At 38.4% G+C, this 11,107-nt stretch carries 14 protein-coding genes; 5 read left to right on the top strand and 9 right to left on the bottom strand.

Annotated elements, in window-relative coordinates; translation table 11 throughout:
* The first annotated feature begins 220 nt into the window (after positions 1-220).
* Together PN450_RS19590 and PN450_RS19585 are read left to right on the top strand one after the other, a co-directional pair.
* Positions 221-496 carry a MoaD/ThiS family protein gene (locus tag PN450_RS19590; protein ID WP_148760115.1) on the top strand — a complete coding sequence of 92 codons (276 nt, stop codon included), beginning with the start codon at positions 221-223 and terminating at the stop codon, positions 494-496.
* A 277-nt stretch (positions 497-773) separates the two neighbouring features.
* Entirely contained in the window at positions 774-1,259 is a 486-nt protein-coding gene (locus tag PN450_RS19585) for a DUF2996 domain-containing protein (RefSeq protein ID WP_271837280.1), read from the top strand.
* Between the two features lie 4 nt (positions 1,260-1,263).
* Here PN450_RS19585 and PN450_RS19580 read toward each other — a convergent pair whose 3' ends face one another.
* Positions 1,264-1,758 (bottom strand): TM2 domain-containing protein, encoded by a 495-nt coding sequence (locus PN450_RS19580; RefSeq protein WP_148760112.1) that lies wholly within the window; start codon positions 1,756-1,758, stop codon positions 1,264-1,266.
* Between the two features lie 110 nt (positions 1,759-1,868).
* Here PN450_RS19580 and dusB point away from each other — a divergent pair, with 110 nt between their 5' ends.
* The gene (gene dusB / locus PN450_RS19575) at positions 1,869-2,921 is read left to right on the top strand and encodes a tRNA dihydrouridine synthase DusB (protein ID WP_271837279.1); all 1,053 of its coding nucleotides are present in this window, start codon (positions 1,869-1,871) and stop codon (positions 2,919-2,921) included.
* A gap of 175 nt (positions 2,922-3,096) precedes the next feature.
* Here the strand turns inward: dusB and PN450_RS19570 are convergent, their stop codons facing one another.
* The 8 genes from PN450_RS19570 to PN450_RS19535 form a co-directional block, all read right to left on the bottom strand.
* Complete coding sequence (locus tag PN450_RS19570) at positions 3,097-3,759, bottom strand: Na(+)/H(+) antiporter subunit B (protein ID WP_148760108.1); 663 nt, start codon at positions 3,757-3,759, stop codon at positions 3,097-3,099.
* Positions 3,756-4,322, bottom strand: coding sequence for a DUF4040 domain-containing protein (locus tag PN450_RS19565; RefSeq protein ID WP_271837278.1), 567 nt, complete (start codon positions 4,320-4,322; stop codon positions 3,756-3,758). The genes PN450_RS19570 and PN450_RS19565 overlap by 4 nt, the downstream gene beginning before the upstream one ends.
* Positions 4,315-4,593 carry a monovalent cation/H(+) antiporter subunit G gene (locus PN450_RS19560; RefSeq protein WP_271837277.1) on the bottom strand — a complete coding sequence of 93 codons (279 nt, stop codon included), beginning with the start codon at positions 4,591-4,593 and terminating at the stop codon, positions 4,315-4,317. The genes PN450_RS19565 and PN450_RS19560 overlap by 8 nt, the downstream gene beginning before the upstream one ends.
* Complete coding sequence (locus PN450_RS19555; RefSeq protein ID WP_271837276.1) at positions 4,590-4,847, bottom strand: hypothetical protein; 258 nt, start codon at positions 4,845-4,847, stop codon at positions 4,590-4,592. Before PN450_RS19555 ends, PN450_RS19560 begins: the two co-directional genes overlap by 4 nt.
* Positions 4,844-5,230: a Na+/H+ antiporter subunit E gene (locus PN450_RS19550; protein ID WP_271837275.1), complete on the bottom strand. Its 387-nt coding sequence runs from the start codon at positions 5,228-5,230 to the stop codon at positions 4,844-4,846. Before PN450_RS19550 ends, PN450_RS19555 begins: the two co-directional genes overlap by 4 nt.
* Entirely contained in the window at positions 5,227-6,660 is a 1,434-nt protein-coding gene (locus PN450_RS19545; RefSeq protein ID WP_271837274.1) for a cation:proton antiporter, read from the bottom strand. The genes PN450_RS19550 and PN450_RS19545 overlap by 4 nt, the downstream gene beginning before the upstream one ends.
* Positions 6,657-6,992: a cation:proton antiporter subunit C gene (locus PN450_RS19540; protein WP_148760096.1), complete on the bottom strand. Its 336-nt coding sequence runs from the start codon at positions 6,990-6,992 to the stop codon at positions 6,657-6,659. Before PN450_RS19540 ends, PN450_RS19545 begins: the two co-directional genes overlap by 4 nt.
* Before the next feature lie 155 nt (positions 6,993-7,147).
* Positions 7,148-8,614, bottom strand: a complete 1,467-nt coding sequence (locus tag PN450_RS19535) for an aminotransferase class I/II-fold pyridoxal phosphate-dependent enzyme (RefSeq protein WP_271837273.1) — start codon at positions 8,612-8,614, stop codon at positions 7,148-7,150.
* A 552-nt stretch (positions 8,615-9,166) separates the two neighbouring features.
* On the opposite strand from PN450_RS19535, the gene PN450_RS19530 reads away from it, so the two are divergent.
* Both PN450_RS19530 and PN450_RS19525 read left to right on the top strand, forming a co-directional pair.
* Positions 9,167-10,234: a 30S ribosomal protein S1 gene (locus tag PN450_RS19530; protein ID WP_148760092.1), complete on the top strand. Its 1,068-nt coding sequence runs from the start codon at positions 9,167-9,169 to the stop codon at positions 10,232-10,234.
* Positions 10,235-10,360: 126 nt separating this feature from the next.
* Complete coding sequence (locus PN450_RS19525; RefSeq protein WP_148760090.1) at positions 10,361-11,095, top strand: HAD family hydrolase; 735 nt, start codon at positions 10,361-10,363, stop codon at positions 11,093-11,095.
* The last annotated feature ends 12 nt before the right edge of the window (positions 11,096-11,107 follow it).

Genomic DNA, 11,107 nt, shown 5'->3' with positions numbered 1-11,107 from the left:
GCAGCAAAAAAAATCAAAAGTAAGCGCAATTGCAATACCTGTCGTACTGGTAGTTGCCTTGAGCGTCTAGGAGGATAATTGACTATCCTTTTTAAGCAAGTCTTAAAGAATCTGCGTGTCTTTAGACCGCAGAGTGTCAATACCAATTAATTGTAGTAGGGGTTTAGCAGTGCTAAACCCCTACCAACCAAATCACTCACTAACAATTAACGTTTAAACAATGGCTGTCAAAGTTTTAGTTCCCACAGTTCTACAAAAGTTTACAGAAAATCAAGCTGTCTTAGAATGTAGTGGTAGTAATATTTCTGAATTGTTTGATTACTTAGAAACAAGCTATCCTTCTATTAAGGGGCGTTTGCGGAAGCCAGACGGAGAGCCTTTACGGTTCTTAAATTTCTATGTCAACAGCGAAGATATTCGATTTTTACAAAATACAGAAACACCACTTGAGGATAAAGATGAAGTGAGTATTGTTCCCGCTGTTGCAGGTGGTTGAAATATCGCTGGAGGGTATGGGATTTTAAAAGTCCCAAATTACCCATTACCCATTTTATCCAACATACTTCGTGAAAAGTTACTATTTAAACGATTTTATCCCAATGATAGGCCAAGCTGCACAGAATCATGAAACTTATTAATTCATCCGTCTTTATCTGCGCTAATCTGCGTTAATCTGCGGTTAATTACTCTTAAAATCTTATTTTATATCTAAATAGCTGTAGCTATGCTCTGGTATGTCAAAATAAAAATAACTGACTACCCCAAAATGAGCAATGGCAGAAGAAACTAATCAAAATCAAGCGGGAGATGTAGCTTCTAATCCTGCTGCAACCGTCCCAGAAAAGCCCCCAGCAGAGACTAAAGCTGCCAAAAAGGAAAAACCCCCAGCATTGGAAGATAAGCCTTTTGAAGAGTTTATGCAGCAGCATTACCTCCCAGCGTTGCAAGAGGCAATTACTAAAGAAGGTGTGCCAGATGTAAAGCTGACTTTTGCCAAGCAGAAGTATTCTATTATTGGTTTTAACTCGGCGGAAGAATGTTGGCAAGTTATTGGTTCTTGGCAAGGGGGACAACGCCAGTTTAATGTATATTTCCCTGAAGAAAATATTCAAGGTAAAAAGGGATTTTCCTGTAATGAAGGTAAAAAACCCAGTACCTTGGAATCATTTCTAATTGATGAGCGCAAAACTACCCTAGAATTGTTGGTATCTCGGCTAGTGTACCGCTTGAATGGACAAAAGTGGCTAGGTAGAAATTAGAACTTTACAATTCATCAAAATAATAAGTAACGACTCCAGAAATGGGGTCGTTACCTATTCTGAGATGATCTGATTGCAGCATTTCTCTGAGTATAGTTTCCACTTCCACAATACCAGATCCCGTAGCCCTAACACCTTGAATTACAGTTAAACTACCACCATTAGCCTCTGCGGCTTCTATCAGTTTAACAATCAGTGGTTTATCAGTTGGTTTCTGGACTTGGGAAATAAATATCCGTTCATTCATGGGTATACCCAGAGGTGATAAACCTGCTTTTAACCGCAAATTCTGCTCATATTCGTCAACCATATTCGGTATGATTAATAAATCATAGATTTGCCCCATGTAAAATAAACCGCAGGTAAATAGCCATAATAAACCAGTAGCGGTTTTGCCATTATATAACCGATGTAAACCGTTTATTCCCAAAAAACCAGCCCCACATAAGAGGTAAGAGACAAGAAGACGGTCTTTATTTTCGTTATTTTTTATGCTCATCTTATTTTATGTCCATCTAGGATTTACTGAGTTAAGAATCCACATTTCCATTAACTAACCCTTGTCAGCCTTCGATTCCCCAATTAACGATTGTATTTTTAATTCTAACCATGATTTACCTTTCTCCCGAACTTCAAGCTAGACTTTCCACTCCTTTAAAAATTGGCTCATTTGAGGTTAAAAGCCGGGTTTTACAGTCTCCTTTGTCCGGGGTGACTGATTTGGTATTTCGGCGTTTGGTGCGTCGTTATGCGCCAGAATCTATGGTGTATACAGAAATGGTAAATGCTACGGGTTTGCATTACGTTAAGCAGTTACCAATCATTATGGAAGTAGATCCTAATGAACGTCCAATTAGTATTCAATTATTTGATTGTCGTCCCGATTTTCTCGCGGAAGCAGCCATAAAAGCAGTGGCTGAAGGTGCGGATACGATTGATATTAATATGGGATGTCCTGTGAATAAAATTACTAAAAATGGTGGTGGTTCTTCTTTATTACGTCAACCAGAAATTGCGGAAGCAATTGTGCGAGAAGTTGTCAAAGCTGTAGATGTTCCCGTGACTGTGAAAACCCGCATTGGTTGGAATGATCATGAAATTACTATTCTTGATTTTGCGAAAAGAATGGAAGACGCGGGAGCAAAAATGATTACTGTGCATGGACGGACTCGCGCTCAAGGTTACAATGGTAATGCGCGGTGGGAATGGATAAAAAAAGTCAAGGAAATTTTATCAATTCCTGTAATTGGTAATGGGGATATTTTCTCTGTGGAAGCTGCGGTAAAATGTTTAGAACAAACTGGCGCAGATGGGGTAATGTGTTCTCGTGGAACTTTGGGTTATCCGTTTTTAGTTGGTGAGGTTGATCATTTCTTGAAAACTGGAGAATTATTACCACAACCTAACCCCATTCAACGTTTAGAATGTGCCAGAGAACATCTTTTTGCTTTATGGGAATATAAGGGAGATAGGGGGGTACGTCAAGCTCGGAAACACATGACTTGGTATGCTAAAGGTTTTGCTGGTGCTGCTGATTTACGAGGTAAATTAAGTTTAATGGAAACTGTTCAACAAGGTTTAGATTTGATTGACGGTGCGGTAGAAAGATTAGCTTGTGGTTATGAAATTGAGGAAGAAACAGAATCTACTATTGCATTATAGAAGAAGTCAGGAGGAAGAAAGCAAGAAAAAGCAGGAAAAAGAATCAATTTGGGATAATTATGATGCAAACGAAAGTTTTTATCTGCATTGATTTAAAACCTATTTTTGATTATTTCTACTGATAACAGTTGAACATAAGCTAAGTGTAATTTCTATGTTCTTAAATTCCTGCCTTTTACAACAAACCCCGATAACGAATAAAAATCAAAATCACAGCCCAAGAACCTAATGCAACTTTAACAGCAACTAAGATATTTAATATTGGCAAAATTCCGCCACTAAAAAGCATTCCTAACTCACCGTGTGGTAACTCAAATCCCGACAAAGTTATCACTGATAAAACAATAAAGACTAACACCGAAATCTTTTCCCAAATAGCAGCGTGCCAACGTTGGTAAATGTCCTGCATCCATTGGTATGATGAGGTAATTGCTATGAGTCCGATTGCTGTTCCTCCAGCCACTCCAGCCGCAAAACCACCCCCCGGACTCAAATGTCCCCTAATTGCTAATTCAATGCCCACTAATGCCGCAATTGTCGCCCCTAGACGAGCTAAAATGATGGATGGTTGATCTTTGAATTGATAGATGCTGCAAGATGGTTTTTCATTAGCTAGTAAAAAATTAGCTCCGAGAATAGCAATAGTGAAGACAATAACTTCAAAGATTGTATCATATAGCCGATTTCTGAAAATAATCCCTGATACTGCATTGGGAACACCACTTTCTTTAACCACTGTTTCCACAATGGAAATATCTGGTAAATTTAGTTCGGAATTAGGCATAATCAGCATTTTCACAAATAAAGCTATTCCGGCTAAAATGTAAACTAATTTCATAAATTTTGCGCTCCTGAATCTAAAATATTGAAATATTGTAAAGTTGTTTTCGGTGATAAAAGTTTACTTTCCATAATGTTATAGATGCGTTCCACTCTAATTACAGTTTGGTATGTTTCCTGTGCTTGCTCACTTTTTTCTAATTGCACACAACTAGCATGAATTTCTTTTTCTATTAATGCCTGTTGTAAGGTTTCTTTAGTAGGATAAGGTACGAGTTCTAGACGTAAATAATGTTCATTAAAAATGCTGCGGAAATCGTTTATCAGTTGTTGAAAATTGCTATCCTGATTTTTTTCTATTGACTGATTTTCCATGACACCAAGACGTAACACTAAAGATGAACGAACTGCAATTGCATAGAGGGTAATTGATAGCATCGTTCCCATTAATGCTTCTGTTAAAGCCACATCTGCTGCACCTAAAACTGCATCTACCATTGCTGCAACTGCACCGAGTACCCCACGAAGTATTAAGGCATGATAGGGGTTAGTTTGAGTTACTAACATCCCCGCAGTTAAAGGTAATAAAGCAATAATTAAATAGAGATAAGTATCATTCATTGTTTGCCTCTTCTGTTGAACAGTATGCTAATACATAACCCAGCATAGTATTCCAAATTGCTAAGGAAATAATGCCAAGAATAAGTAGTGGCCATTCACTGGGTATTTTCAATAATAGTCCGACAATAATCATCATTGAACCTAACGTATCCGCAACAGAAAGTCCATGTAATTTGAATAATACTGATCTGTTGCTGACTAAATGAGAAGTTCCCCAAAACCAGAAAACTATGCCGATACCTATGCAGGTATAACTAAGAAGGTTAATCATACTTCACCTAATCTTCTGAGAATATGTGCTAATAACATTAATGCGGCATTTCCTACACTCAACATAATTGCTGCAACTACACCAATCATCCAATCATCTCGCAAAACGGAAATTACGAGAATCATGATGGCTACTTTACTAGAAATGCTGCCAAAAGCTAACATTTTCTGCCAGGTATCATCACTTTTCCAAGCTTCATAGATGGGAATGAGTAAAGCTAAAATCATTGCCATTAAGACTATTTCTAGTTTCATGATTGTTTTCTCTTGGGTTTAATGTGGTGGACTTCATACCATCCTTCTTCGTGGTATTTCATGACGATGGTTTTGGGTGTAAAGGTAATCAGAAATATATCAATAAAAACCAATAATGGTGATCTGTTGAGTTTGACTTTTTCCATGATAATTTCTTCTTGATTATGGGGACGGAAGATAATTTCAAATGCCTCTATGAAAGCGACCGGAATCGCAACAAAGATTTTAATTATTACCTTTAACCAAGATTTTAATTTTTCTGGTGATGACTTACCACGTGGTAAAAGTAAGGCAATAATTACACCGATGATAATATTTGTTAAACTCACATTAGCAGTGAGTAATAACCAAATTGACAGTCTTAATATGAGATGTCCAATCATGGGAAAGCCATCCAAAATAATAGGATTAAAGTTAAACTCATGACACCAACTAAATGCTCAAATTCTTCAAATACACGAGGTAGAGATATGGATAACTTTTTCAAAATGAAATGATATCCTAACCAACCTACAGCGATAGTTGCGATCGCTTTTGTAATATTAGTGATTTCATAAGCTGGAAGATAGATAATATTTGCCACAAATAATCCAGTAATTAAAAAGATTACTGATATCCAAAAACCGGATTTTGTTTTTTGTTCTTCTGCTTTTACATGGGGGAGAAAAATAAATTTAGCAAAAGATATGGCTGTACCAACTGCGGCAATATTCATCAGTATAAATTGCCAAGATTCTAAATTTTTCGTCGTTAATACTTTTGCCTCAAAACCTGACAACAAAGGCAAGCCAGAAATTGATAAACTAGCGATCGCTAAGGCTATCCAAATAGTAGTATTAATGGGTTTATTTTGCAGTTCTTTAAAATTGCGACTGGGTAAAGAACCCGCAATCAAAAATAAAGATGATTTGACTAATCCATGGGTGAGGGCATAAAATCCACCTACAGCCGGTGCAGCGAGAATAAAGCCTAATTGGGAAATTGTGTGAAACGCCAACATTCGCTTAGTATCTTTTTCTAACATGGCATAGGATACACCCATCAAAGCTGTTCCCACACCAAAAATTCTGACTATAATATCAATTTCTTCGGAAACTAATGCAGTACGTAATAAAGGCAAAACACTGGCTTTAACGACAATTCCTGACATCAATGCGGAAACTGGGGTTTCTGATTCAGAATGAGTTAAAGGTAGCCATAAACCGGAGACAAAAATCCCCGCTTTGATGAATAATCCCAGAAAAATTAGTGCTAGTGCTTCCGGGGGTGATCCTTTTAACCCGGCAAAATTAAAGGAATGATGTGTTTGATAAACTAATACTGCACCTACTAGATAAAATAACATTGCAGTATTGCTAACAAAGAGATACCGTAAACCTACCCAAATTGAGCGATCGCTACGGGGATAAGCAATCAACAGAAAAGCCGCAATACCGCTGACCTCTAAAGCCACATATAAACTAATGAAATCGGCACAGATAAAGGCAGCATTGAGGCTACCATGCACAATAATCATCTGGGCATAGAAAAAAGCCGTTTTATCACTGCGCCAGCAGTAGAGGGCAACAGCAGCCGTTACCAGGGCATTTGTTAAAATAAAGTAACCGCTTAACTCATCGGCTACCAATGTGATACCGAAGCTATCTAGTAAATTCAGGGTGATAGGTGATGGTTCGATAAATAGCTGCAACCCATAAGCAGCAGAAGCAATAGTCCCCCACAATGTCAAATGTCGGTTCAGTTTGGGGACTAGAAAAATCATGAATCCTAGAATAAATGGGGTAGCAATCCAAGCTAGTGTAATGGTATTCATGGTGTATTATTTCTTTCAATCTCGTTGCTTTCCAATGTGGGGTTATCCCGTGCTAATTTCATCACACCAACCAGCATCAAAGCCTGAATGGAAAACCCGATAACTATCGCTGTTAATATCACTGCTTGGGGAACAGGATCGGCATAAGCAATGTTTTTTACATCGGAAATAATGGGAGTAAATAAGCCTTGTCGTGATGCAATTAGTACATAAAAGGCAATCACACCTGTACTCATCACATCCATAGAGACAATTTTCATTACCAGGTTTTTTTTGAGGATGATGCCAAAAAAACCACACAATATTGTTATCAGTACGCACGCTTCTAACACGGGAGTTATTTAATTTTATGATAAAGTGCTGATTTAATATAAGCACGAATTTCTAGTGCTAAGTTGATCTTGACACTAAAATATTTTGATGATTATTATAGGTATATCTAATGATTTATGTTTTCTTTACTTTTAAAATATCTGTTGAGATAAATCTATCCTTTCACAACTTTTAAAGTTTGCAAAGTTTCATCTGCACAACCGGTAATAAAACCACCCATTTTCTGAATTTCTTGCAAATATTCTAAAGCTGATTTTGTAATTAGTTCTCCTGGCATTAATACGGGAATTCCTGGAGGATAAGGACAAATAATTTCTGCACAAATCCGTTCTAGGGTTTTCTCGAAAGGTAATATCTCACTATCAGCAAAAAAGGCCTCACGGGGAGAAATGCACATAGAAGGGGCGATTATAGTATCTTTTTTAGATTTACAGATTTTTTCCCGATTTGTCAAGTGGGGAATTTGGGTAAGATTATTTAAGGTTTGTACTAATGTTTCAATATCAGTTTTTGTGTTTCCTAGGCTAATAATAAATGTGAGATTTTGTAAAGATGAAAATTCTGGGGTTACTCCCATGGCATTAATAATATCTTCAGCAGTAAAACCTGTTAAACCTAACTGAGAAACATTAACAGTTAACCGGGTTTTATCTAAACCTATAAAGCCATTATTTTTTATATGGTTTTGAGGTATTTGTAAAACCGATAAACTAGGAATTTTGTTGATTTTATCAATTGCTTCTTTGGCTAATTCCAAAGTTTGAAACATCAGCTTTTCTCCATGTATTGCCATTTGCTGACGTGCGGCATCTAGAGAAGCTAAAAGGATAAAACTAGGACTGGTAGATTGAACTAATTGCAAAGCTTTATTCACTCTATCAATATCAATTCTTTGACCTTGAATATGTAACATTGATGCTTGTGTCATTGCCCCCAATGTTTTATGAATTGATTGTACTGTTAAATCTGCACCTGCGGATAAAGCAGATGTTGGTAATTCTGGGTGAAAATGAAAATGTGCGCCATGGGCTTCGTCTACAATTAAGGGAATATTATATTGGTGGGTAAGGTTTACCAATGCTGGCAAATTCCCACAAACACCGTAATAATTAGGATAAACTATCAGCACTGCTTTTGTATCTGGATGTTTTGCTAATGCTGCTTTTAATGCTTCTGGTGTAACGCTATATGCAATATCTAAATCTTCGTCATATTCAGGATTTATAAAAATAGGAATTGCCCCAGAAAAAATTAACCCAGAAATCACAGAAGAGTGGACATTTCGCGGCAGAATAATTTTATCTCCTGTTCTACAAGTAGCGAGAATTGCGGCTTCAATTCCGCAGGTAGAACCATTAACTAAAAACCATGTATTGTTTGCACCAAAAGCCTCTGCTGCTAGTTCTTGCGCTGCGAGAATTACGCTTTGGGGTGTGAATAAATTATCTAATTCTGCTAATTCTGTTAAATCAGCACGAAAGACATCTTTTCCGATTAAATCAGTTAGAAGTGGAGAAATGCCCGCACCGTGTTTATGTCCTGGGGTGTAAAATGGGGCGTGAGGACGGGTTGTACAGGCTTTTAAGGCATCTATCAGGGGGGTTTGGTTTTGATTTGGCATTTTTAGGGGAAAACCAGCGATAAACATTAAGGTCACCGTTTGTGTTTCGCTCAGAATTGGTGACTTGTATTCATGAAACTCTAGCAGTTCCTTTCTTGGTAACGATGCTGCAAGGCACACCGTTTATTAACTTGTTCGGTCGGTAGGGGTGCTATCGTCCTATATGATACTGTAATGGCAAAAGATTCCAGCTTGGGTAATCTCTCTATGCTGATGAAAGGTGAATCTCTACCCGCAGTATCCTCTTGGGTTGGTTCTCCGGCTCGAACTACTGATTAAAAAAAGGAATATGAGACAAGAGAGAAAAGATGAGAGGAAAAACTTTCTTTTTCTTCTTTTTCTTCTTCTTTCTTCTTCCTGACTCCTGACTCCTGACTCCCGAATCCAAAATATGATATAATTTTATGTCTGGAAGTTGATATGTGTTAAGACTAGCTATTCTAAGCTAGGATAAGACAGCAATGTAAGTGGAAATTGTCATCCCCCTACTTACATAATAAACTGAATTTATGACAAAACCTTTACGGAGACTAGACCCAGGAATACATTAGCATGGTCAATCAGAACTTAACCGCTACAGAAATTGGATTTACCCACGAAGATTTCGCTGCTCTACTTGATAAATACGACTATCACTTCAGCCCTGGAGATGTCGTACCGGGTACAGTTTTCAGTATAGAGCCGCGCGGCGCTCTGATTGACATAGGTGCGAAAACCGCAGCATATATACCCATACAAGAAATGTCTATTAACCGGGTCGATGCCCCGGAAGAAGTCTTACAATCAAACGAAACACGGGAATTTTTCATTCTTACCGATGAAAATGAAGATGGTCAGCTCACCCTTTCAATTCGTCGGATTGAGTATATGCGGGCTTGGGAGCGAGTGCGGCAGTTGCAAGCAGAAGATGCTACTGTCCGTTCTGGCGTTTTCGCAACCAACCGTGGTGGTGCATTAGTGCGAATTGAAGGATTGCGCGGCTTTATCCCCGGTTCTCATATTAGCACTCGCAAACCCAAGGAAGATTTGGTAGGCGAAGAACTGCCCTTGAAATTCTTAGAAGTAGATGAAGAGCGTAACCGCTTAGTTCTCTCCCATCGTCGGGCGCTGGTTGAGCGGAAGATGAACCGTTTGGAAGTTGGCGAAGTGGTTATTGGTACTGTTCGCGGTATCAAACCTTACGGTGCTTTCATTGATATTGGTGGCGTGAGCGGACTGCTACACATTTCTGAGATTTCCCACGAGCATATTGACACTCCTCATAGTGTATTCAATGTCAATGATGAAGTGAAAGTAATGATCATTGACTTGGATGCAGAAAGGGGACGGATTTCACTGTCTACCAAACAGTTAGAACCTGAACCCGGTGACATGATCAAGAACCGTGATTTGGTTTACGATAAGGCCGAAGAAATGGCAGCTAAGTATCGGGAACAATTGCTTGCTAAACAGCAAGGTATTACTATACCTGCGGAAGTAGCACCTGTGGAAGACGCTGAAGAAATTGCACCTCAAGAAGGCGTAGCTGAAGAAGTTGCATCTGTAGAAGCTGTAGCTGGGGAAGAAATTCCCGCAGCAACAGAAATTGAAGAAGAGATCCCAGCGGCTATTGAATCATAGATTGATAGTTGTAATTACCTACAACTGAGATCATGAAAGTATTGAATTAAGAGGGTTTGTCCCTCTTTTTTTGTGGCAATTGGCTATTCAATTGATCTATTCCCTGTTCTTTAACAACTGAAAAATATGGTAACTATTAAATGTAAAAACATTGCGTTTTCTCATATTGAAGCAATTTTATTTGATAAAAACGGGACTTTAGAAGATTCCGAGTCATATTTAATAACGTTGGCACAAAAAGCAACGCGGATAATAGACGCGCAAATTCCCGGTATTGGTGAACCATTGTTAATGGCTTTTGGTATTAATGGCGATTTTTTAGATCCAGCGGGTTTAATATCAGTAGCGAGTCGCAAAGAAACAGAAGTTGCAGCAGCAGCCTATATTGCGGAAACCGGAAGAGGATGGTTTGAATCTTTGAAAATTGCCCGTCAAGCTTTAGAAGAGGCTGATCAATATGTTAGCAAAACTCCCTCACCTTTATTTGTGGGTAGTTTGGAGGTATTACAGTCTTTGTCAGTAGCGGGATTAAAATTGGGGATTCTGTCAGCCGCAACTACTGAAGATGTAGAGAAATTTGTGATTAATCACCAATTAAGCGATTATTTGCAACTGGAAAAGGGAGTTGATGAGGGTCCAAGTAAACCAGATCCAGCCCTGTTTTTAGAAGCTTGTCAAGCCTTGGGAGTAGCACCAGGGGCAACTTTAATGGTAGGTGATTCTGTGGGTGATATGCAAATGGCACGTGATGCTAAAGCTGCTGGCTGTATTGGTATTACTTGGATTGGGAGGGCAGATAATGTTAAAGGTGCAGATGTGGTGATTAATCAACTTGAGGAAATTCAGATTATTGAGGATTGAATGATTTCCTAG

Origin of the sequence: Dolichospermum lemmermannii CS-548 (assembly GCF_028330815.1) — a bacterium.
Classification (GTDB): Bacteria; Cyanobacteriota; Cyanobacteriia; order Cyanobacteriales; family Nostocaceae; genus Dolichospermum; species Dolichospermum lemmermannii.
This window is presented reverse-complemented; position numbering and strand designations above follow the sequence as displayed.